Raw genomic sequence first — 21,168 nt, 5'->3', positions numbered from 1 at the left:
CTCACACCTCAGGATGAGGGCGGCTTGTGCCTGCTTTCCGGCGCTCGTCACAACGTATCGGGATTGGTGCGACCGGCAGGCTCCCTAACTCTGAGATGCGAGCGCGGCCCGATCGAGCAAGGAGAAATATTCGTATCAGACACAGACCTCCTCATCCTGAGGTGTGAGCGAAGCGAGCCTCGAAGGACGCAATGCTTATCCCTGCATTTCCAACCGTCGGGCAATAGCGCGGTGCAGATCGGGAGCGGCGGCGACCAGCGCTTGCGCGGCTTCCGATTGCGGATGATCGAGAATGTCGCCGGTGCGGCCCCGCTCGACGATACGCCCCTCATGCATAACCATGACATCATCGGTGATGGCGCGCGCCACCGTCAGATCGTGTGTAATGAAGATATAGGCGACGCCGAGCTTCTGGTTGAGATCGGCGAAAAGGTCGAGGATTTGCGCGCGGATCGAGACATCGAGCGCCGAGACGGGCTCGTCCGCGACGATCAGCTTGGGGCGAGTGATGACGGCGCGGGCAATCGAGATACGCTGCCGCTGCCCACCGGAGAATTCGTGCGGGTATTTGTCCATGTCGGATGGAGCGAGGCCGACCTCGGCAAGGGTGGCGGCGATCATCTCGCGCCGCTCCTTGGAACCTGGCCGCTTTTCCAGAAGATGCAACGGCTCGCCGACCAGCTTCTCGACCTTGTGACGCGGGTCGAATGAGCCGTAGGGGTCCTGGAATACGACCTGCATGTTCTGACGGGAAGGGCGCAGTGCTGCCTCGTTTTTATCCCCAAGCGATTGCCCTAGCAGCTTTATGTCGCCGCCTGTCGGGTGATCGAGCGCCAGGATCATGCGCGCCAGCGTCGATTTTCCGCAGCCCGAGCGCCCGACCAGCGCCACGGACTGGCCGGGCTCGACCGAGAACGAAACCTCGTCCACGGCGCGGAAGGGTGCCGGTCGACGGAAGAGCGAGGCGCGGCGGCCGGGATAGTCCTTTGTAACGGAGGAGACTTCAAGAAGAGGCGCTGACCGCCTCGAAATATCAACTGCGGCTCTCCTTGCAGGCACGTGCATCGAAGCCTGCGCGAGTTGCCGCGTATAGGGGTGCACCTGTCCGGACAGCGTCCGCGCCGTCTCGCCTTCCTCCATGACTTCGCCATGGCGCATGACCGTCACGCGGTCGGACATGTCGGCGACGACTGCGAGATCATGCGAGATGAGGAGGAGTCCCATCCGGTCCTCGTCGACGAGGCCGCGCAACAGTTCGAGGATCTGCTTCTGCAGTACTACGTCGAGCGCCGTCGTCGGCTCGTCGGCGACTAGCAATTTCGGCTTCAATGCGCAGGCGATCGCGATGACGACGCGCTGCCGCTGGCCGCCGGACAGTTCATGCGGGTAGCGCGACAGCGGGAATTTTGCTTCCGGCAGGCCGACCCGATCGAGCATGGTGCGCGCCCGTGCCTCAGCGTTAGCTCGGTTTGCGCCGGTATGCCAGCGTATGCCCTCGGCGACCTGCTCGCCGATCGTCTTGACCGGATTGAGCGCCGTCATCGGCTCCTGAAACACCATGCCGATATCGTCGCCGCGTAGCCTGCACATAGCCTCTTCCGGGGCGGACAGGATGTCGATGCCGTCGAAGACGACGCGGCCCGAAGCACGCGCGCCGATGGGCAGCAATTGCATCACGGTAAGAGCCGTCATCGACTTGCCGGAGCCGGATTCGCCGACCAGCCCCATGATCTCGCCTTCGCCGATCGAAAGATCGACACCGCGCAGGATGGGGACGCCACCGATGTCCAGCGACAGCTTCTCGATCTCCAGGAGGCTCATCGCCGGCGCCTCAGCTTGGGGTCGAGCACGTCGGAAAGCCCGTCGCCGAGAAGGTTGAGCCCGAGCACCGTGATGACGATGGCGAGCCCGGGGAAGATCGCCATATAGGGCGCCACCATCATGCGCGTCTGCGCGTCGAACAGCATCCGCCCCCAACTCGGCATGGGCGGCTGTGCACCGAGGCCGAGATAGGAAAGCCCTGCTTCGGCCAGAACGCCGAGCGCGAATTGGATCGTGCCCTGGACAAGCAGCAGATTGGCGATGTTGGGAAAGATGTGCTCGACGGTGATGAGCGTTGTGCCCTTGCCGGAGGCGCGCGCGGCAAGGATGAATTCGCGCGGCCACAGCGCCAGCGCGCCGGCGCGGGCGACACGCGCGAAGACCGGGATGTTGAAGATGCCTATGGCGATGATGGCGTTGACCGCGCCCGGCCCGAAAATCGCAGTGATCATGATGGCCGACATCAGGGCAGGGAAGGCGAAGACGACGTCGTTCAGCCGCATGATCGCCTCGTCCAGCCAACCGCCACGCGCGGCTGCCCAGCAGCCGAGCGGTACGCCGATGCCCATGCCGATGCCGACGGCGACCAGCGCCACTGCAATCGAGTTGCGCGATCCGACCATGATCATGGAAAGGATGTCGCGGCCGAAATTATCAGTGCCGAACCAGTGCGTGCCCGACGGCGGCTTCATCCGGTCGGAGACGACGAGGTTCGCCACGTCATAGGGTGTCCAGATAAAGGAGAGCAGCGCCATCAGGGCGATGGCGAGCGTGATGACGAGCCCCGCCACGAACGAGCGGTTGGCGAGCGCGGCGCGAACGAAGTCGCGGAAGCGCGCAGGCGTGTCGCTGCTGGTCACCGCGCTCATCGTGCGTGCCTCAGGCGCGGATCGACCAAGGGGTAGCATAGGTCGACGACAAGATTGATCAGGACCACCGAAGCGACGAGGACCATGATGATACCTTCCACCACGATCAGATCACGCTGGGTAATCGCCTGGTAGACAAGCCGGCCGAGGCCGGGGAGATAGAAGACGTTCTCGATGATGATGGTGCCGGCAAGCAGGAAGGCGAATTGCAGGCCGATGATGGTCATGACCGGGATCATGCCGTTGCGCAGCGCGTGGCGGAGCAGCACCCGGCGACGCGGCAGGCCCTTGGCACGCGCGGTGCGGATATAGTCCTCACCGAGCACTTCGAGGAGTGCCGAACGGGTCACGCGTGCGAGGATCGCGGCCTGAGGCAGGGCAAGCGCGACCGCCGGCAGGATGAGCCCCTTGAGGCCGGCCCAGATGCCCGCATTCCATCCGGAAAAGCCGCCCGCCGGGACGAGCCGCAGCCAGACGGCGAAAACATAGATCAGGAGAAGCGCGAACCAGAAATTGGGGATGGCGACGCCGAGCTGCGCGACGCCCATGACGGTGGTGTCGGATGCCTTGCCGCGCCGCGAGGCGGAAAAGACGCCGACAGGAATGCCGATGACGGCGGATAGGAGAAGCGCGATCAGCGCCAGCGGCAGGGACACCGCGCCCCGCTCGACGATCAGGTCGCGGACAGGCGAGGAATAGGTGAAGGATTTGCCGAAATCGCCGGTCAGCATACCGCCTGCCCAGTGCAGGTAGCGCAGGACCAGGGGCTGATCGAGGCCCATCTGGTGACGCAACGTTTGGACGGCATCGGCGGTTGCGTTTATGCCGAGCATGAGCCGTGCCGGATCGCCCGGCAGTACCTCCAGCACCGCGAAGATCACGATAGAGGCAAAGACCAGCGTGACGATACCGATGGCGACGCGCTTGACGATATAGGCGGTCATTGGTTGGCCGTGCCGGAAAAGCAATTGCCCCGGAAGCGGCCGCTAGCCGGGGCAATCGTCGTGACGATGATAAGGATCAGTCCGCCCATTTCACCTGCGTCAGGTCGTTGGCCTGGATCGGCGAATTGGCCCACATGCCTTCGAGCTTGGCATCCCAAACACCGATCTTGGGCAGTTCGAACAGATAGACCGCCGGCACGTCATGGGCGAGGATCTTCTGAGCTTCGCCGAGCAGTTCCAACCGCTTCGCCTGGTCGACCGTCCTGCTCAACTCCTTGATCACGTCGTTGAACTTCGGGTTGTCGTACTGGAAGTAATAGCCGGGCCGCGAATAGATGCCGATATCGGCTGGCTCGGTATGGGAGATGATCGTCAGGTCGAAATCCTTGTCGGTGAAGACCTGCTTCAGCCAGTCCGCCCACTCGACCGGGATGATCTGAAGGTCGACGCCGATCTCCTTCAATTCAGACTGGATCACCTGGCCGCCGTCACGTGCATAGGGGGTGGGCGGCAGCTTGAGCGTCGCCTTGAAGCCATCCGGCAGGCCGGCCTCCTTTAGATATTCCTTCGCCTTGGCCACGTCGTATGGATAGACGCCGGTCAGGTCTATATAGCCGGCGTCGGCCGGCGAGAAATGCGAGCCGATCGGCGTACCGAGGCCGCTCGACGCTGCGTCGATGACGGCCTTGCGGTTGATGGCCGAGGCGAGCGCCTGCCGCACCGCCAGTTTGTCGAAGGGCGGCTTCTTGTTGTTGATCGACATGATCGTCTCGCCTTCGGTAGTGCCTATCACCACCTTGAGGTTCGGATCTGCCTTGATCTGGTCGAGCGCGTCGCCGACCGGTGCGTTCGGGAAGGCCTGCACGTCGCCCGAAAGCAGCGCCGGAATGGCCGCGGCGGCATCAGGGATGATGCGGAACACCGCCTTGTCTAGCGCGACAGGCTTGCCCCAGTAATTAGGGTTCTTGACCAGTGTGATTTCCGAGCCCTTTGCCCAATGATCGAACTTGAAAGGCCCGGTGCCGATCGGCTTTTCCTTGTTGCTGGAAGCCGATTCGGGCGCAACCATCACGGCATCGCCCCAGCCCATGTCGTAGAGGAAATCACCCTGTGGCTCGTCGAGCGTCACCTTGACCGTCGTCGGGTCGACCACCGCCACGTCCTTGATGTGGGCGAAGAGTGCTTTCTGCGCGTTGACTGAATCAGCGCTGCGCGCCCGGTCGAGCGAGAACTTCACGTCGTTGGCGTCAAAATCGGTGCCGTCATGAAATTTCACGCCTGAATGCAGCTTGAACGTATAGACGGTGCCGTCCTTGGAGACCGTCCAGCTTTCGGCGAGATCGGGCAACACCTCACCCTTCGATCCGATGCGGGTCAGCCCCTCGAAAACGTTGGCGTAGACCACTTCGTCGATCGCCGCGGCGGCGCCGGCCGTTGGATCGAGATGCGGCGGCTCCAGCACCATCCCCAGCGTCAGGTCGGTCCGCGCGGCTAACGCAGCGCTACTGGTGGCGAGCGCGAAGGCCGCTGCCGTCAAAACCGTCTTCCAATACCTCATATTCTTCTTGCTCCCGCAGAGGCCATTTTACTGCGGGGATAGAAGCCTGAATCCGCGCGTGAGTAAATCACGATTCTACTCCTGAAGCGGAAGCATGCCGGGAATGCGGTCAGCGGCCGCCTATAGTACGGTTGAGGAGCACATCGAGCCCGATCGCCATGACATTGGCGGATTGGACCATGTCGTCGATACCCACCCATTCGTCCGGCTGGTGCGCCAGATCGAGAATGCCGGGACCGTAGGCAATGCAGTCATGGAGATGGCCGATGCGCGCGATGTGCTTCTGGTCGTAGGTGCCCGGCGAGATGACATAGTCGGGTTCACGCCCGAAAATATGCCGGATTCCTTCCGCCACGGCAGCGACGACCGGCGCGTCGCGTTCCGTCATCGTCGGAAGAACTTCCATCAGGTCGTTGATCGTATAGTCGAATTTGGCGCGCTCCCGTTTCAGCCGATCGAGGATGGCGACGACCTCGCTCTTGACCTCGCCGATCTTTTCCTCGAGCAGGAAGCGCCGGTCGATCACCAGCCGGCACGTATCCGGCACCGTCGGGGAGGGCAGGCCGGGGCGAAAATCCTCCGTCTGGCCGCCATGGATCGAGTTGATGTTCATGGTCGAGCGCCGGGCGCCTTCCGGCACGACGGGCATTTTTGTCTGCTTGCGGTCGAGCGCCGGAAAAAGCTCTTCCTCGAACGCATGGAGCACCGCTCCCATATGCCGGACGGCGCTGTCGCCGAGGAAGGGCATGGAACCGTGCGCGATGCGCCCTTTCGTCTCGATCTCCGCCCACCAGACGCCGCGATGGCCAAGGCAGATGCGGTCCTTGTTGAGCGGTTCGGGGATAATGACGTGGTCGACGCGCGGCCGCGAGAACAGTCCCTTTTTCGCCAGGTAGGCGACGCCGCCGAAGCCGCCGGATTCCTCGTCCACGGTGCCCGATATCTCTATCGCGCCGTAGAAATCCGGCGATACCGCGAGGAATGCCTCGACCGCGATGATGGAGGCGGCAAGCCCGCCCTTCATGTCGCAGGCGCCGCGCCCGTAGACCCTGCCGTCCCTGACTGCGCCGCCGAACGGGTCCACGGTCCATCCTTCGCCGGCCTCGACCACGTCGATATGCGAATTGAAGTGGACGACCGGCCCAGGACCGCGCCCCTCGATGCGCGCGACGACGTTGGTGCGCGGATAGCGGTCGGTATCGCCGGGCGTTCCTTCGCCGCGCATAAAGCTGACGGCAAAGCCGCGCCGCCTGAGCCGTTCGCCGACGAATTCCGCGCAGGGCGTATAGGCCTCGCCCGGTGGGTTGATGGTCGGGAAGCGGATGAGGTCGGCGGTAAGCTGAACGAGGTCTTCGACCCGTTCGTCAATCGCCTTTGCAAATCTGTCGATCATGAAGGCAGGGATGCAGCGAATGTGACGGCTTGGCAAGAGCCTCAATGCCGCCTTCTCGCGATTGGAGAGGCGGGAAGCTATCCTGTTTTCGCAACCCTTCGCGCGGAGGCGACGAAATTGGAACTTTCGGTTGCAGAAATCGGTTCGGCCGGTCTTTAATGACCCTTTCGTAAGCGTTGTGTGCGTGAGGGGGAACAAATGAGGGGAGTTCTTGCCGTTGTTCTGCTCGGAGCGGCAATGGTCTTCTGTGCCGCCGGAACAAGTGAGGCGGCTTCGCTGACGGCCCGGATCGATATTTCCAGCCAGACGATGACCGTCTCCGAATATGGCCGCGTGGTTCATCGTTGGAAGGTCTCGACGGCGCGGAACGGCTATCGCACGCCGCGCGGAACCTATCGGCCGATCCGGCTGCACCGAATGTGGCGTTCGCGCAAATACCACAATTCGCCGATGCCTTATTCGGTCTTCTTCCATGGCGGCTATGCGATCCACGGCACCTATGAGACACGCAGCCTCGGCCGGCCCGCCTCGCATGGTTGCGTGCGACTGCATCCGCAAGATGCCGCGACGTTCTTCGCCATGGTGAAGGAAATCGGCCCACGCAACACGCGCATCTTCGTGATGAATTGATTTCCTGGCTTAACAGGTCGGTGCACGGTTTCCATCGCAAGGGCATTCTCTTTTGGCCGAGCCTTGGGTAGGACTTAGGCCAAGGGAGCACTATTTATGAGCACCGAGCCGAATCTGGCGTTGTCGGAGCCGATCGCCGACGAGGTCCGCAAGACGACCTGCTACATGTGCGCGTGCCGATGCGGCATCAATGTCCATCTCAAGGATGGCAAGATCCGTTACATCGAGGGCAACCGCGACCATCCGGTCAACCGCGGTGTCCTCTGCGCCAAGGGCTCGGCCGGGATCATGCAGCATTACGCGCCGGCGAGGCTGCGCGCGCCCCTGTTGCGAACAGGTCCGCGCGGCTCGGGCGAGTTCCGCGAGATTTCGTGGGATGAAGCGCTGGAAACGGCGACGAAATGGCTCGGCGAGGTGCGTGCCCGCGATCCGAGGAAACTCGCCTTCTTCACCGGGCGCGATCAGTCCCAATCGCTGACGGGATTCTGGGCGCAACAATACGGCACGCCGAACTATGCCGCCCATGGCGGCTTCTGCTCCGTGAACATGGCGGCCGCCGGGATCATGACCATCGGCGGCGCGTTCTGGGAGTTCGGCGCGCCCGACTGGGATCGCACGAAGCTCTTCGTCATGTTCGGCGTTGCCGAAGACCATGATTCGAATCCCATCAAGATCGGTTTGTCGAAGCTGAAACAGCGCGGCGCGCGCTTCGTCTCCGTAAATCCCGTCCGCACCGGTTATTCCTCGGTCGCCGATAGCTGGGTCGGCATTCGGCCGGGCACCGACGCGCTTTTCGTGCTTTCCGTCGTGCACGAACTCCTGAAGGCGCGGAAGATCGATATCGATTACCTGATCCGTTACTCGAACGCGCCCTGGCTCGTGATCGATGCGCCGGGAACGCCCGATCACGGGCTTTTCGCGCGCGATGCCGAGGGTAAGCCGCTCGTCTTCGAGACCGTGACCGAGCGTGTCGCGCCGGCTGGCACCGGCGGGGCGCGGCCGGCGCTGTCTGGCTCGTTCACCCTGCCGGATGGGCGCAAAGCACGGCCTTCCTTCCATCTCTTGGTGGAGAAATATCTCGATCCTGGATACGCGCCGGAGGCGGTTGCCGAAGAGACCGGCGTTCCGGCCGCAACCATCCGAGGACTTGCGGCCGAAATCGCGCGCGCTGCCTTTGACGAAGCGATCGAGATAGACCAGCCATGGACCGACATTTACGGCGAGCGCCACCAGAGCTTTAAAGGTAGGCCGGTCTCCTTCCACGCTATGCGCGGCATCTCCGCTCATTCCAACGGCTTCCAGACGACGCGAGCTTTACATCTCCTTCAAGTGCTTATCGGCTCGATTGATTGCCCCGGCGGCTTCCGCTTCGAGCCACCTTATCCGAAGCCGTTGGAGGCGCACCCGACTCCGCACGGGAAGGCCGAGCATTTCGGCTCAAACAAGCCGCTGTCGGGGCCGCATCTCGGCTTTCCACGCGGGCCGGAGGACCTCTTGATAGACGAGGCCGGCCAGCCGTCGCGTCTCGACAAGGCTTTTTCCTGGGACGCGCCTATCGCCGCGCATGGCATGATGCACATGGTCATCGCGAACGCCCATGCCGGCGATCCGTACCCGATCGACGTACTGTTCATGTATATGGCCAACATGGCCTGGAACTCGTCGATGAATACGGCCGGCACGATGAAGATGCTGACCGACAAGGACGAGGCGACCGGCGAATACCGCATTCCGAAGATCATCTACTCGGATGCCTATGATTCGGAGATGGTCGCCTATGCCGACCTGATCCTGCCGGACACGACCTATCTGGAGCGCTACGACTGTATTTCGCTGCTCGACCGGCCGATCTCCGAGCCGGATGCGGTGCAGGACGCCATACGCTGGCCTGTGATCGAGCCGGATCGCGATGTGCGCGGCTTCCAGACGGTCCTGCTTGATCTCGGCGCGCGCCTTTCGCTGCCAGGCTTCGCCGACCCGCGCGGTATCCCGCTCTACAAGGACTATGCCGATTATATCGTGCGCCATGAGCGGCGGCCGGGGATTGGCCCGCTGGCCGGCTTCAGGGGACGCGAGGGCGACCGCTCGGGGAGGGGAGCTTCCAATCCCGACCAACTGAAGCGCTATATTGAGAACGGCTCCTTTTTCTCCGCCCACATCCCGCTTGAGGCGCAATTCTTCAAGCACGCCAACCAGGCCTATCAGGATTTCGCGGTGAAGATGGGCTTCTTCGACACGCCGAAGCCGGTGATCTTCCAGCTTTACTCCGAGCCCTTGCAGAAATTCCGTCTGGCGGCGGAAGGTTTGCGCGAGCCGGTGGCGCCCCAGAGCCATAGGGAACGGATCCAGGCGGCGTTCGATCCGCTGCCGGACTGGTTCCGTCCCTTCGAGGAAGCGGCGATCGACCGCGCCGAATTCCCCTATCATGCCATCTCGCAGCGGCCGATGGCGATGTACCATTCCTGGGGATCGATGAACGCCTGGCTGCGCCAGATCCATACGAAGAACCCTCTGTATGTGCCTGGAAAGATTTGCGATACCCACGATCTGAAGAGCGGTGACTGGGTCTGGCTCACCTCCCGGCATGGCCGCATCAAGGTTGAGATTCAGCGCACCGACGCCGTCAACGACGGGACGATGTGGACATGGAATGCGGTCGGCAAGCGCCGGGGCGCCTGGGCGCTCGACAAGGACGCGCCCGAGGGGACGAGAGGTTTTCTCCTCAACCATCTCATCCATGAACTTCTGCCGCCGAGGGGCGATGGCATGCGATGGTCGAATTCCGACCCGGTCACCGGGCAGGCTGCCTGGTACGATCTCATGGTACGTATCGAAAAGGCAGATACGGGCGGGGAAGCGGAGCCGAATTTCCCTGCTATTCTCCGGCCTGTCGATATACCCGAGCCGCCGGATGAGCTTCGTTACGGCCAGGAGTGGGCATCTTGACCAGCCTTCCAACGCATCCGACACCCAAAAAGCTCGGCCTCGTCATCGATCTCGACATCTGCGTCGGCTGCCATGCCTGCGTGGTCAACTGCAAGGAATGGAACACCGGCGGCTATGGCGCGGCCCTTTCGGACCAGCACCCTTACGGCGCCGACGTCTCGGGTACGTGGCTGAATCGCATCCACACTTTCGAGGTGACGCCTGAGGGCGGCGAGATCGTAGGCGAGGCGGGCGAGGCGCGCATCGTGCATTTTCCCAAATCCTGCCTGCACTGCGAGGATGCGCCCTGCGTCACCGTCTGCCCGACCGGGGCGTCCTACAAGCGGGCCGAAGACGGCATCGTTCTGGTAGACGAGGATAAGTGCATCGGCTGCGGGCTATGTGCCTGGGCCTGCCCCTATGGTGCGCGCGAGATGGACCTTGCCGCCGGCGTCATGAAGAAATGTACGCTTTGTATCGACCGCATCTACAACGAGACTTTCGAGGAGGTCGATCGCGTGCCGGCCTGCGTCCGCACCTGCCCGGCCAACGCGCGCCACTTCGGCGATTTCGCCGACCCGAATTCGGCCGTCTCGGTCATGGTAGCCGAGCGCGGCGGCATGGACCTGATGCCGGAGCAGGGGACACGGCCGGTGAATAAATACCTGCCGCCCCGGCCACGCAAACCGTTATCGGAAAGTGCGGCGATGTTCTCCGTTGCCGAGGACACGGATGGAGCGAAGGGTTTCTTCGCCTGGCTCGACGGCATGCTGGATCGAATCTGACCGATGCACCCCGCTCCATCGATTATCTTCTTCACGACCGCCTCGGGCCTCGGCTATGGACTGGCCGCGTTGCTAGGGCTCGGCGTCCTCGACCCGGCGGCTATTTCAACCGCCATCGCCTATCTCGTGGCGCTGGCGCTGATAGCTGGCGGCCTCCTCTCTTCGACACTCCATCTCGGCAATCCGCAGCGTGCCTGGCGGGCGCTCTCGCAATGGCGATCAAGCTGGCTGTCGCGCGAGGGTGTGATGGCCATCCTGACTTTCATCCCGCTCGTGATCTGCGCCTGGGCGACGCTTTTCAATCGCACCTATTTGCCGATACCCGGCGTGATCGGGGCGCTTTTCTGCCTCGTCACGGTCTATTGCACCGCGATGATCTACGCCTCGCTCAAATCGGTGCAAGCGTGGAATACCCGCCTTACGCCGGCTTGTTACCTTCTGTTCGCGGGGGCAGGTGGAACCGTACTCGCAACGTTCTTCGCGCTGTGTGGCAAGGGTTCAGTGCGCCCGCTGGCCTTCGTGGCAATCGTGCTGATCGCGGCCGCCTGGATCGCTAAGCTGCGCTGGCGCGACCGGATGCTGACGGCGACGCCCCTTTCGACGCCCGAAAGCGCCACCGGCCTCGGCTCTATCGGCTCGGTCGCGCTTCTTGAGCGCCCGCACGTCATCGAGAATTACCTGACAAACGAGATGGGCTTCAAGATTGCGCGCAAGCACGCCGCAAAGCTGGCGCGCATCGCTTTTGGTCTGGGTGGCGTCGTGCCCGCCCTGCTCCTGATTGCGGTCCTTGTCGCGGGGCAGGGGCTCGTGGCGACGATTGCATCGGCGATTGCCGTCGTTGCTTTCGTGGCCGGCATTCTGGTCGAGCGCTGGCTTTTCTTCGCTGAGGCACGGCATGCCGTCATGAACTACTACGGGCAGTAGCTGCGACTTTCCGCTGTTCCCGGCGCCGTGCGCTGATTTCCCAGCGCTTGTGGAACCACATCCATTGCCCGGGTGTTTCTCGCACCCAGCCTTCCACTACGTCTGTAAGCAATTGTGTCGTCCGCTGGACGTCGATCGCGCCGGCGCCGCCGCGCGGAAGCTCCAGCTTTTCATGTAGTTCGATCCTGAAGCGGTTTCCGGGCAAGCGGATGCAATGGGCGGGATAGACGTCGCAATCGAAATGCCGGGCAAGCCGTGCCACGAGAGGACTCGTCTCGCACTCCCGTCCGAAGAAATCCGTGAGCAATCCGTTGCGGAACTTCTGGTCGACCAGCACACCGATATTGCCGCCGGCTTCCAGCACACGTGAAAGGGCGAAGGCGACACCTGGGGCGGAAGCGAGCATCCGGCCCATGGCCGAGCGGCGTGTGGAAAAGACGTAGTCGGCGATATAAGGGTTGTTCGGAGGGCGGAACATCACTGCGAGATCGAGATCGAAAGCGGCGGCGGCAACCGGAAGAAGCTCGAAATTCCCAAGATGGCCGGTGAAGAGGATATGCGGTTTCTTCTCGTCTCGAAGGCTGAGGAAGCGCTCCGCGCCAACCACTTCGACCCTGCCCGGCGTCGCTGCCTTCGGATCGAAGTCGAAGAGCTGATCCAGGAAGATATATTCGGCGCCGAGCCGTGCCATGTTCTCCCACATGTCGAACGCGATTTCCCGGCGTGCGGCTTCGTCCAGTTCGGGATAGGCGTGGCGCAGATTGTCGAGAGCTATTCTGTGACGGCCGCTCAGCGGCCCGAGCCGGCGCGCCATACCGCCGGCGAAATCCATCGCCCGGTCGGGCGGCAGCTTGCGCAGGAGCCACAGGAGCGTCAGCGCGGCACGCGCGATCAGCCAGTAATTGGCCTGTTTCAGCCACCGCGACGCGCGGTAGAGGAACCGCTTCATCAGCCGACGCGCAGGATTATCTTGCCGAACACGTCACGGCTTTCCATGCGCTTCAGCGCCTCGCCGATGCCGTCGAAATCGACTTCCGTGTCGATCACGGGATGGACGAGCCCCGCCGCCATCTTCTGCATGGCATTGGCCATGTTCTCCATGCGGCACCCGAACGAGCCGAAGATCTTCAGTTGCTGCTGGAAGAGTTGCATGAGGTTCATCGGCGTCGAGACGCCGGAGGTCGAGCCGCAGGTGACGAGACGGCCGCCGCGCTTCAAGCAGAGCATCGATCCTGCCCAGGTGTCGGCGCCGACATGCTCGAACACCACGTCGACGCCCTTTTTCTTCGTGATCTTGCGCACCGCGCCCTCGAAGCGATCCTCGCGGTAGTTGATGACGTGATCGGCGCCGAGCGCCTTCGCCTTTTCCATCTTGGCGTCAGAGCCGACCGTCGTGATAACCGTACAGCCCATCTTCCTTGCAAGCTGGATCGCTGCCGAGCCGATGCCCGACCCGCCCGCGTGGACGAGGACCGTCTCGCCCGGCTCCAGCTTTGCGTTGTCGAAAAGCATGTGCTCGACCGTGCCGAAGGTCACCGGCGCGACCGCCGCGCCGATCTCGTCCACCCCGGGGGGCGCCGGCACGAGAAGGCGGGCGGGCAGGTTGATCTTCTCCTGGGCGAAGCCGTCGAGATGGAAGCCGTGGACGCCGCCGACATGTTCGCACAGATTGTCGCGCCCCTCGCGGCAGGCCCGGCAAAGCCCGCAGGTGCGCGCGCCGTAGATCGAAACGAGCTGGCCGGGAAGAAGACCCGCGACTCCGAAGCCGATCGCCTCGATCACGCCCGAGGCTTCGGCGCCGATCGTAAGCGGCATCTTGCGTTTGGCAAACGCCATGCCGCGCCAGCCCCACACATCGATATGATTGAGCGCAACCGCCTTGATGCGAACCGTCGCCTCGCCGGTAGCGGGCGAGGGCGGTGGGGGTATGTCGACCGCTTCAAGCTGGCGGTCAGCAATTAACTGCAATGCGCGCATGGGTTCCCGGGAAGATTGAAATTACGTGCGTCCTTCGAGGCTCGCTTCGCTCGCACCTCAGGATGAGGATCGCAGCAGAGGCAGACTTCGTTCATCAGGGTCAGAAAGACTGGCGCCGACCTCTCAACGGAGAAAGCCGGGCACGAGCCGTCCTCATCCTGAGGTGCGAGCGAAGCGAGCCTCGAAGGACGCACCGATACACCAAAGCGTTCAATGCATGCCGATTAGGCCGGTTCGCGCGCCATTACAAGGCAGGCGTTCTGGCCGCCGAAGCCGAAGGAGTTGGACAGGACCGCCTTTATATCCGCCGATCGTTTGACGTTCGGGACCACGTCGAGGTCGATGGCCGGGTCGGGATTGTCGTAGTTGATGGTCGGAGGGATGACGCCTTCGCGCATGGTGAGGAAAGAAAAGGCCGCTTCCACGGCACCGGCCGCCGAAAGCGTGTGGCCAATCATCGATTTGTTGGACGAGATGGGAATGGAGCGCATGCGCTCTCCGAAGACGGTCGAGAGCGACAGATGCTCCATCTTGTCGTTTTCGGGCGTCGAGGTGCCGTGGGCATTCACATAGTCGATGCCGGTTTCGTCGAGACCGGAATCGGCAAGTGCCGCACGCACCGCTGCGATCGCGGGCGAGCCGTCGGGCTTGGAACGGGTGCGGTGGAAATCGTCGGCCTTCTCGCCGCAACCCCTAAGCACGCCGAGGATTTCAGCGCCCCGCGCCCTTGCGCTTTCGAGCGATTCAAGCACGAGCGTCGCCGAGCCTTCCGCCAGCACGAAGCCGTCCCGATCCTTCGAGAAAGGCCTCGATGCCTTCTCGGGCTCGTCGTTGCGTGTCGAGAGCGCCGAGAGAAGTGAAAATCGGATGAGCGCCTCGGCGGTGGCTGAACCGTCCGTGCCGATCGACAGCGCCCGGTCGGCCTCGCCACGACGGATCGCCTCTACGCCGAGTTGGATCGCCGTTGCACCGGACGCGCATGCGGTGGAGAGCGTGATCGGCAAGCCCTTTGTGCCGAAACGGTCGGCGAGGCGGCCTGCGACCGAGCCGAACTGCGTCGTGTCGAAATAGCCGGATGCTTCGGGTTTCACCGCCCCCGCCATCAAGCGTTCATAGCCGGTTTTCCCAGGCGCCATCCGATAGAGATCGAAGCGGCTGGACCAGTCGAGTTCGACTGGCGGCGCGGCCAGGAAAAGCGGGCCGCCGAAATTGTCGTCGCTCAGTCCCGCTTCGCCGAGCGCCTCGATCGCGGTCGTCTCGGCCATTTCGTATGTAAGCGCGCTCGAGCCCCTGCCGCTCGATCCAAGAAAGTCGACCGTTCCGCAGATGCGTGTCCTGAGATCGTCGGTCGGGAAACGGCTGATCGTGTGGATGCCCGACCGACCGGCTGTCAGCGCATCCCAATTGTCTTTCTTGCCGACGCCGAGCGAAGTGATGACGCCGATGCCAGTGACGACCACGATGGGCCTGCCGAGATGATCCGTCGCTTTCGACATCGCCTGCCTCTCTACGCCGCGCCGATGAGCGCCATGCCCTCGAAATGGCTCGACCCGACGGCCGTTGCAAGGACAGTGCGCGGATCGCCCGCAAACGCAGGCTCGCTCGGATCGAACGGCGGATAGGCTTCACCATGCGCGACGGCGAGCGCCGCAAACGCCATGGCGAAGGGAAACTGTGCCTCCTTCACATGCCCGGTCAGCGTAGTCAGTCCGCGCAGGGCGTATCGGTCCTCGAGCGCTTTCCGCTCGGCGATGGTCGCTTCGTAGGCACCCGACGCGGCGGAAAGGACGAGATGCGGGCCGGTCTCGCCGGCCAGTCCCGCCGCCATCTCACGAAGCCTGTTCTCCAGCGTTCCGTTCGAGCGACGGACGCGATCCGAAACGACGTTGCCGATCCGCGCGTAGATCCGGGCGCCGCGGGCCTCGGCATGCTTGCGCGATTCGAGCACAAGGAATGCGCCGCCTGACCCGGTAAAGACGCCTCCGCCTTGCGACGGGTCACGGTTCCATACCGGTTGCCATTGTCCCCGCTGCAACTGGCCTCCCAACTGATAGGCGAGCAGCATGTCGGGATGTTCGGTCTGGAAGGCGGCGCCGACCAGCGCATGGCTCGACTGGCCGGAGCGGATGCGGGCGGCGGCCGTCTCGACGGCGGCGACGCCTGCGCCTTCCTCGCCCATGAAGGTGCGCGAAGAACCGGTGACCTTGTGCACGATCGAGATGTTGCCGGCGAGCAGGTTCGACAGTTGCGCCAGGAAAAGCGTCGGGCGCAGGTCGGTCATTAGTTTCTGGTTCAGCAGAACCGCCCGGTCGTTGGTGTCGAGTGACGCGGCAAGGATGCTCTCGTCCACCTCCTGGTCGCGTTCGCCGCCGCCGGCCGCCACGATCATGTCCATGGTTGCGCACAGCGATTCGTCGCCCTTCATTCCGGCGTCATCGAGCGCGAGGCCGGCGACATAGGTGCCGAGCCGTTGCCATGTCTCCATCTGCCGCTGGTCGCCGCGCTTGGCGATCTGCAGGCTCCAGTCGATTTCGGGCAGCGGGTGGACGGTAAAGGGAGCGAACCGTTCCGTGTCGATAACCGGCACGGGGTGATCCGCCGTCATCTTCTCCCAGTGGACGTCGTTTCCTTCGCCGAGGGAAGAGACAAGGCCGATACCGGTGATGACGACGTCGTGCGGGCTCATGGAATTCTATTGGCCGGAGGGGCCGCGGCTGGTCAAGCCGTCTTCGCCTTGGCCGCCACCAGTTCGTCGATCTTGGCGCACAGGTTCTTCATGACGAAATACTGTTCCGTCGAGACCTTGCCGTCATTGACCTCCTGGGTCCATTTCTCCAGCGGGACCTTAATGCCGAATTCCTTGTCGATGGCGAATACGATGTCGAGGAAATCGAGGCTGTCGATGCCGAGATCGTCGATCGTATGGCTCTCGGGCGTGATGCTGTCACGGTCGATCTCGCTCGTATCGGCGATGATGTCCGCGACCTTGTCGAATGTGGATGACACGTCGAATCCCTCAATTGCGCATTTGCTTCGCGTTGGCTGCGCTGTCTAATCGGTTTTTTCAGGCAGGAAAAGGGCCGAGCCGGAAAGAGGCGCATTCGGTCGGGTTATAAGCCGCGCCTCGTCGCCTATGGTTGGGGCGCCGACCCATGTACGTATGCGTACTCATCCGGAATGTCTTTCCAGACGATCTGGCCGTCCAGCATGAAGTCGATGGTGTGGACGACGACGGCATCGCTCGTGACGAGGGCGACGTTGTAATTGGGCGCGATCGGGCCGAAGCCGGTTCGCCGCCTGTCTCCGATCTCCGGCCAGCACGGATGATTGGTCGAGCGCGGCGCCGAGAAGGGAACGCCCTCAAGCGCGCCGGAGAGCGAATAATGCGTGTGGCCGAAGAAGATATGGCGCACCAGGTCGCGGTTTTCCCGCAGAAGGTTCCTGATCCCGGTATCGTCGATGAGGTTCAGCACATCGGCAGCCCAGACTCCGACCACGACCGGATTGTGGTGCATGAAAAGCAGGACGGGCATCGCGTCCCGCCGCGCCTCTTTCAGCTTGTCCGACAGCCAGCCCAGGCGCTTTTCGCACAAATGGCCGGCATGGGTGCCGGGTTCACTGGTATCGAGCATGACAAGGCGATAACCGTCCGCGTCGGCGACATATTGAATGAAGCCGTTCTCGTCGGCGGGGTGATCCACGAACGTCGCGCGGAATCGCCCGCGATGATCATGATTGCCGAGAAGCAGGTGCAGCTTGAGCGGCGAGCCCGATAGCAGATCCTTGAGCCGCTGGTAGGACGGCGTCTGTCCGTCATGCGTCAGGTCGCCGGTCACAACGATGGCGTCAGCGTCGGAAAAATGCTTCTCCACATGCGCCAGGCAGCGCTGGAATCGGTCGATCGGATCATAGCCGTCGATCGATTCGCGATGGATGTGGATATCGGACAGATGAACGAGCTTCATGGGTGAACCGCCGAATCTTGTCGGTTGGAAGGAACAGGCAGGATGTAGGGGCTTTAGTCGCCGGCCACGAAGAAGGCCCAGCGTCCCTGAGGCGTGATGCCGACACGATAGAAGACATAGGCGTCGTAGGTCTTCATGTCCTCATAGTCGCCGGCCGTGACGATCTTGAACAGTTCCACACGCTGGCGGGCATCGAGACGCGAAAGCGGCATCGCGTAGAAATACGGCCATACATATGCCTCGTCGGGCTTGCCGACGTTGATATGGACGTAGCCGGTCTCCAGCAGCATTTCGAGGATGGCGAGGATTTCCTGCCCGTCCGTATCGCCCGAAAGGTCGTGCAGGAAGGTGATGGGATCGCCGTCGATCTCTGTCAGCGAGAGTTGGGTCTGTTCGTTCCCGCTGCCTATCAGCGGGCGAAGCTTCTCGATATCGCCGGATTTGCAGGCTTCCACGATCTTGTCGTGCATCTCTCGCACGGCGGGTGGCAGTTTGCTGAGGTCATAGGACACTTCGGGAAGCGGCGCGTTCGGATCGACCTGAGGCCTCACCACATCAGGTGTCTGCGCGTTGTCCGGCTCCGCCGCATCCGGATCGTCGGGCTGGCTGTCGTCATTCAGTTGCGGCGCGTTTGCCGGCGGCACGGCCTGGCTGTCGGAATCGGCATTCGGCTGCTTCTGACTGTCGGCTGTGGGTGCCTCCTCGGCACGGATCTCACTGAGCGCCCACGCCGGCCCCGACGCAACGAGCATGGCTCCGAACAGGGCCAGTGCAAGGACCGGAAACCGCGCGTTCCGGCGCAAGGGGGGGATGATCGACATCGTGGTCCTGCCTGTCTGCCGCTCGCGAGCAACCTGTTTGGCTCGCGCACTCCTTCGTGGAGCGATTCCTGCGCTCGGACGCACTAAGAAGACAGGTTCAGCGGACAGTCAATGCCGTACGAGATCGGGCTCGAATTCGCCGGCGATGACGCGGTCGCGCATACGGTCAAGCAGCGCCAGCGCCGCCTGTTCGCCGCCCGACCGAAGCAGTTCCGCAAAGGCCGTGGCAAGCGCGGCTTCGGCCAGGATTTCCGGCTCGATGCCGGCGGAAATGCCTTCCGCCCATGCCTCGCTCTGGCTTTCGAGCGCGGTCAGCCTCTTTTCTTCCCGTATCAGTGCGTCGATGTCGCTGACGCTCCGGTCCATAGCTTACGTCCACCCTTTTAAGCGGCGGCCGCATTCGTTCGAATCCGACGCCGGTTCTTAATGTCCCGTTAAGCGTTCTAGCACAGTTAAAATGCTACGCATCCGGCCATTGGCAAAAAAGTTAACCGCTTCCTAATTTCCGAACCTGTTCGCCGTGTCGCGGCTGAGCGCCTCGCCCTCCTTCATGTAGCGGGCGATGGCCTCTGTCGCCGAGGCCGTGCAGGTGTGATAGATGTCGCTGTAGGTGCGGTAGCCGCGGTTGAAACTGCCGACGAGTTGCGCACGGCGATCCGGGTCGGGATGTTCGGTGATCAGGATTGCATCCATGGCCTCACGCCAGTCGTCTCCCTTCTCGCCGCACAGATTGCGCAGATATTGCAGCGAGCCGAGGATTTCAGCGAGCCGGAGAAGGTTTTTCTCGTAAGGCGCCTCGACCGCGTGGGCGGGCAGCGCGGAAGCGGCAAGTAGCACCGCCAGAAGGAATCGCATCAAGATCGCCCGAGCCATGCGCTCCTTGTGAGCGAGGATTCGGGCCGCGGCAAGGCGCCACTTTGCCGTCAGCATCCGAGGATCCGGCGCGCAACCTCCAGTGTAGAAGCGGTGATCGACAGGGTCTCCATTTCCTCGACCCCGTACCAGCCGACGCTTGCGGCGTCGTCACGTGCGGTCGGTTCGCCTTCCAGATAGGTGCCGGTGAAGACATGCAGCCGGAAGAGCACCCCGCCGCTTTCCTTATCTCCACCCAAGTCCATGACCTGGAAGAGAGCGAGTTTGCCCACTTCAAGACCCGTTTCCTCGAAGAGTTCGCGCCGCGCGGCTTCCTCGGGGGATTCACCCGCTTCGAGCCGGCCTCCGGGGAATGCGAGCAGGCCGCGCGCAGGCGCCCGGCCGCGTTCCACGAGCAGGAAGCGGTCGCCACGGCGTAACGCCACGGAAGCGGCGAGGATGATGCGGTCCGTCACGCCGTCAGAATTCGGGATCGTTGGAAGACCGTCAATCGCAATCGTTGCGTAAGCGCCGGAACATTTCTACGTAGGACCGGATATCCAAGGACGGAATATGTGCGGACGCTTTGCCCTGACGCTGAAGCCTGAGGAAGTGGAAGCCTTCTTCGCGCTGCTGGAACTCGAGGATTTTCCGCCGCGCTACAATATCGCGCCGACACAGCCGATCCTCATAGTGATGGCAGGCGAGGGCGGGGGCGCGCCCGGTTCCAACCTGCCGGACCGGCGCGCGCTCCTTGTGCGCTGGGGGCTCGTTCCAGCCTGGGTAAAGGATCCAAAAAGCTTTCCGCTCCTCATCAACGCGCGCTCCGACACGGCGCTGGAAAAGAATACCTACAAGACGGCGATGCGGCACCGGCGGGCGCTGGTGCCCGCCTCCGGTTTCTATGAGTGGAAGCGCGAGGGCAGAAACAGGGCGCAGGCCTATTGGGTACGTCCTAAGGGCGGCGGACTTGTCGGCTTCGCCGGGCTGATGGAAACCTGGTACGAGCCGGGCGGCTCGGAGATCGACACCGGTGCTATCCTGACCACCAACGCCAATACCGATATCGCCCATATCCACGAGCGCATGCCGGTCGTCATCAAGCCGGAGGATTTTTCGCGCTGGCTCGATTGCCGCTCGAACGAGCCGCGCGACGTGGCGGACCTTCTGCGTCCGGCCGATCCGGGCTTCTTCGAGGCGATCCCCGTTTCCGACAAGGTCAACAGAGTGGCCAATACGGGCCCGGAGATACAGGAACCCATCGACGCCAGCGAATCAGAGGCTGAAAAGAAACCGGTTAACGTCCAGTTGAGGCTTATTTAACCCGCATTCGATTAAAGTTGCGCCGAGTTTGGGCGTATCGAAATGATCAAGGAATTTACGGTGGAATTGAGCGCGGAGGACGAGATCGCCATCCGCGAGGCGCTTTCCGCGTGCCCGTCCATCCATCCCGAATTCCATCCGGGCCGAAAAACCTTCGCCTTCAACGATGCTGCGCTGATGGCCATCTGCAACGGCGATTTCGAGTGTTTCCTCTGGTCGGCCTTCGACCGGGTCGAGGAACGTGGCGACGTGATCGCGCTTTCCAAGGGCAACGACCTCGTCTTCTATCTGCCGGTGGCGAAGCTGGACGATCCGCAAATCCGCCGCGCCATCTTCGATTACGTCACCGGGCGCGTCGGCCTGAACGGCTGAGATCGGCGA

General features: G+C 62.8%; 21 protein-coding genes. 6 read left to right on the top strand and 15 right to left on the bottom strand.

What is annotated here, in order from left to right:
- Positions 1 to 195: 195 nt before the first annotated feature.
- The 5 genes from RBH77_RS17980 to RBH77_RS17960 form a co-directional block, all read right to left on the bottom strand.
- Positions 196 to 1,821 carry an ABC transporter ATP-binding protein gene (locus RBH77_RS17980; protein WP_311028944.1) on the bottom strand — a complete coding sequence of 542 codons (1,626 nt, stop codon included), beginning with the start codon at positions 1,819 to 1,821 and terminating at the stop codon, positions 196 to 198.
- Complete coding sequence (locus RBH77_RS17975; RefSeq protein WP_311028943.1) at positions 1,818 to 2,690, bottom strand: ABC transporter permease; 873 nt, start codon at positions 2,688 to 2,690, stop codon at positions 1,818 to 1,820. Before RBH77_RS17975 ends, RBH77_RS17980 begins: the two co-directional genes overlap by 4 nt.
- Positions 2,687 to 3,634 carry an ABC transporter permease gene (locus RBH77_RS17970; RefSeq protein WP_311028942.1) on the bottom strand — a complete coding sequence of 316 codons (948 nt, stop codon included), beginning with the start codon at positions 3,632 to 3,634 and terminating at the stop codon, positions 2,687 to 2,689. Before RBH77_RS17970 ends, RBH77_RS17975 begins: the two co-directional genes overlap by 4 nt.
- A 76-nt stretch (positions 3,635 to 3,710) precedes the next feature.
- Positions 3,711 to 5,192, bottom strand: a complete 1,482-nt coding sequence (locus RBH77_RS17965) for an ABC transporter substrate-binding protein (RefSeq protein WP_311028941.1) — start codon at positions 5,190 to 5,192, stop codon at positions 3,711 to 3,713.
- 109 nt (positions 5,193 to 5,301) lie between these two features.
- A complete protein-coding gene (locus tag RBH77_RS17960; RefSeq protein WP_311028940.1) occupies positions 5,302 to 6,585 on the bottom strand; it encodes an acetylornithine deacetylase/succinyl-diaminopimelate desuccinylase family protein in 1,284 nt (427 codons plus the stop codon).
- A gap of 198 nt (positions 6,586 to 6,783) precedes the next feature.
- Between RBH77_RS17960 and RBH77_RS17955 the strand changes: the two genes are divergently transcribed.
- From RBH77_RS17955 to RBH77_RS17940, 4 genes are all read left to right on the top strand, one after another.
- Entirely contained in the window at positions 6,784 to 7,215 is a 432-nt protein-coding gene (locus RBH77_RS17955; RefSeq protein ID WP_311028939.1) for a L,D-transpeptidase, read from the top strand.
- A 96-nt stretch (positions 7,216 to 7,311) separates the two neighbouring features.
- Positions 7,312 to 10,161 (top strand): molybdopterin oxidoreductase family protein, encoded by a 2,850-nt coding sequence (locus RBH77_RS17950; protein ID WP_311028938.1) that lies wholly within the window; start codon positions 7,312 to 7,314, stop codon positions 10,159 to 10,161.
- On the top strand, positions 10,158 to 10,925 hold the full coding sequence (locus RBH77_RS17945) for a 4Fe-4S dicluster domain-containing protein (RefSeq protein WP_311028937.1): 768 nt from the start codon (positions 10,158 to 10,160) through the stop codon (positions 10,923 to 10,925). The genes RBH77_RS17950 and RBH77_RS17945 overlap by 4 nt, the downstream gene beginning before the upstream one ends.
- 3 nt (positions 10,926 to 10,928) lie before the next feature.
- Positions 10,929 to 11,849, top strand: coding sequence for a dimethyl sulfoxide reductase anchor subunit family protein (locus tag RBH77_RS17940; RefSeq protein ID WP_311028936.1), 921 nt, complete (start codon positions 10,929 to 10,931; stop codon positions 11,847 to 11,849).
- Here the strand turns inward: RBH77_RS17940 and RBH77_RS17935 are convergent.
- The 10 genes from RBH77_RS17935 to RBH77_RS17890 form a co-directional block, all read right to left on the bottom strand.
- Positions 11,827 to 12,798 carry a lipid A biosynthesis lauroyl acyltransferase gene (locus RBH77_RS17935; RefSeq protein ID WP_311028935.1) on the bottom strand — a complete coding sequence of 324 codons (972 nt, stop codon included), beginning with the start codon at positions 12,796 to 12,798 and terminating at the stop codon, positions 11,827 to 11,829. The two genes, RBH77_RS17940 and RBH77_RS17935, sit on opposite strands and share 23 nt — an antisense overlap.
- Positions 12,798 to 13,826 carry a zinc-binding dehydrogenase gene (locus RBH77_RS17930; protein WP_311028934.1) on the bottom strand — a complete coding sequence of 343 codons (1,029 nt, stop codon included), beginning with the start codon at positions 13,824 to 13,826 and terminating at the stop codon, positions 12,798 to 12,800. Before RBH77_RS17930 ends, RBH77_RS17935 begins: the two co-directional genes overlap by 1 nt.
- A gap of 224 nt (positions 13,827 to 14,050) precedes the next feature.
- Positions 14,051 to 15,322 (bottom strand): beta-ketoacyl-ACP synthase, encoded by a 1,272-nt coding sequence (locus tag RBH77_RS17925; RefSeq protein WP_311028933.1) that lies wholly within the window; start codon positions 15,320 to 15,322, stop codon positions 14,051 to 14,053.
- Positions 15,323 to 15,333: 11 nt separating this feature from the next.
- Positions 15,334 to 16,512, bottom strand: a complete 1,179-nt coding sequence (locus RBH77_RS17920; RefSeq protein WP_311028932.1) for a beta-ketoacyl-ACP synthase — start codon at positions 16,510 to 16,512, stop codon at positions 15,334 to 15,336.
- 32 nt (positions 16,513 to 16,544) lie between these two features.
- Entirely contained in the window at positions 16,545 to 16,832 is a 288-nt protein-coding gene (locus RBH77_RS17915; RefSeq protein WP_311028931.1) for an acyl carrier protein, read from the bottom strand.
- 125 nt (positions 16,833 to 16,957) lie between these two features.
- Positions 16,958 to 17,791: a metallophosphoesterase gene (locus RBH77_RS17910; protein ID WP_311028930.1), complete on the bottom strand. Its 834-nt coding sequence runs from the start codon at positions 17,789 to 17,791 to the stop codon at positions 16,958 to 16,960.
- Between the two features lie 53 nt (positions 17,792 to 17,844).
- The gene (locus tag RBH77_RS17905; protein WP_371832799.1) at positions 17,845 to 18,612 is read right to left on the bottom strand and encodes a hypothetical protein; all 768 of its coding nucleotides are present in this window, start codon (positions 18,610 to 18,612) and stop codon (positions 17,845 to 17,847) included.
- A 108-nt stretch (positions 18,613 to 18,720) separates the two neighbouring features.
- Positions 18,721 to 18,978, bottom strand: a complete 258-nt coding sequence (locus tag RBH77_RS17900) for a hypothetical protein (protein WP_311028929.1) — start codon at positions 18,976 to 18,978, stop codon at positions 18,721 to 18,723.
- A gap of 132 nt (positions 18,979 to 19,110) precedes the next feature.
- On the bottom strand, positions 19,111 to 19,485 hold the full coding sequence (locus tag RBH77_RS17895; RefSeq protein ID WP_311032599.1) for a TIGR02301 family protein: 375 nt from the start codon (positions 19,483 to 19,485) through the stop codon (positions 19,111 to 19,113).
- 50 nt (positions 19,486 to 19,535) lie between these two features.
- Entirely contained in the window at positions 19,536 to 19,940 is a 405-nt protein-coding gene (locus tag RBH77_RS17890) for an NUDIX hydrolase (protein WP_311028928.1), read from the bottom strand.
- 97 nt (positions 19,941 to 20,037) lie between these two features.
- Here RBH77_RS17890 and RBH77_RS17885 point away from each other — a divergent pair, with 97 nt between their 5' ends.
- The gene (locus RBH77_RS17885) at positions 20,038 to 20,787 is read left to right on the top strand and encodes an SOS response-associated peptidase (protein ID WP_311028927.1); all 750 of its coding nucleotides are present in this window, start codon (positions 20,038 to 20,040) and stop codon (positions 20,785 to 20,787) included.
- Positions 20,788 to 20,829: 42 nt separating this feature from the next.
- Positions 20,830 to 21,159, top strand: coding sequence for a hypothetical protein (locus RBH77_RS17880; RefSeq protein WP_311028926.1), 330 nt, complete (start codon positions 20,830 to 20,832; stop codon positions 21,157 to 21,159).
- The last annotated feature ends 9 nt before the right edge of the window (positions 21,160 to 21,168 follow it).

This window comes from Mesorhizobium koreense, assembly GCF_031656215.1.
Taxonomy (GTDB): Bacteria; Pseudomonadota; Alphaproteobacteria; order Rhizobiales; family Rhizobiaceae; genus Mesorhizobium_L; species Mesorhizobium_L koreense.
Note: the sequence above shows the minus strand (reverse complement) of the source record. Positions and strands in the feature narration are given on the sequence as shown.

Coding starts and splice junctions, on each gene's coding strand:
- RBH77_RS17925 (WP_311028933.1), bottom strand. CDS start 15,322: ATGTCGAAAGCGACGGATCATCTCGGCAGGCCCATCGTGGTCGTCACT.
- RBH77_RS17885 (WP_311028927.1), top strand. CDS start 20,038: ATGTGCGGACGCTTTGCCCTGACGCTGAAGCCTGAGGAAGTGGAAGCC.
- RBH77_RS17930 (WP_311028934.1), bottom strand. CDS start 13,826: ATGCGCGCATTGCAGTTAATTGCTGACCGCCAGCTTGAAGCGGTCGAC.
- RBH77_RS17940 (WP_311028936.1), top strand. CDS start 10,929: ATGCACCCCGCTCCATCGATTATCTTCTTCACGACCGCCTCGGGCCTC.
- RBH77_RS17975 (WP_311028943.1), bottom strand. CDS start 2,690: ATGAGCGCGGTGACCAGCAGCGACACGCCTGCGCGCTTCCGCGACTTC.
- RBH77_RS17920 (WP_311028932.1), bottom strand. CDS start 16,512: ATGAGCCCGCACGACGTCGTCATCACCGGTATCGGCCTTGTCTCTTCC.
- RBH77_RS17895 (WP_311032599.1), bottom strand. CDS start 19,485: ATGGCTCGGGCGATCTTGATGCGATTCCTTCTGGCGGTGCTACTTGCC.
- RBH77_RS17910 (WP_311028930.1), bottom strand. CDS start 17,791: ATGAAGCTCGTTCATCTGTCCGATATCCACATCCATCGCGAATCGATC.
- RBH77_RS17950 (WP_311028938.1), top strand. CDS start 7,312: ATGAGCACCGAGCCGAATCTGGCGTTGTCGGAGCCGATCGCCGACGAG.
- RBH77_RS17965 (WP_311028941.1), bottom strand. CDS start 5,192: ATGAGGTATTGGAAGACGGTTTTGACGGCAGCGGCCTTCGCGCTCGCC.
- RBH77_RS17880 (WP_311028926.1), top strand. CDS start 20,830: ATGATCAAGGAATTTACGGTGGAATTGAGCGCGGAGGACGAGATCGCC.
- RBH77_RS17955 (WP_311028939.1), top strand. CDS start 6,784: ATGAGGGGAGTTCTTGCCGTTGTTCTGCTCGGAGCGGCAATGGTCTTC.
- RBH77_RS17900 (WP_311028929.1), bottom strand. CDS start 18,978: ATGGACCGGAGCGTCAGCGACATCGACGCACTGATACGGGAAGAAAAG.
- RBH77_RS17980 (WP_311028944.1), bottom strand. CDS start 1,821: ATGAGCCTCCTGGAGATCGAGAAGCTGTCGCTGGACATCGGTGGCGTC.
- RBH77_RS17935 (WP_311028935.1), bottom strand. CDS start 12,798: ATGAAGCGGTTCCTCTACCGCGCGTCGCGGTGGCTGAAACAGGCCAAT.
- RBH77_RS17960 (WP_311028940.1), bottom strand. CDS start 6,585: ATGATCGACAGATTTGCAAAGGCGATTGACGAACGGGTCGAAGACCTC.
- RBH77_RS17970 (WP_311028942.1), bottom strand. CDS start 3,634: ATGACCGCCTATATCGTCAAGCGCGTCGCCATCGGTATCGTCACGCTG.
- RBH77_RS17905 (WP_371832799.1), bottom strand. CDS start 18,612: ATGTCGATCATCCCCCCCTTGCGCCGGAACGCGCGGTTTCCGGTCCTT.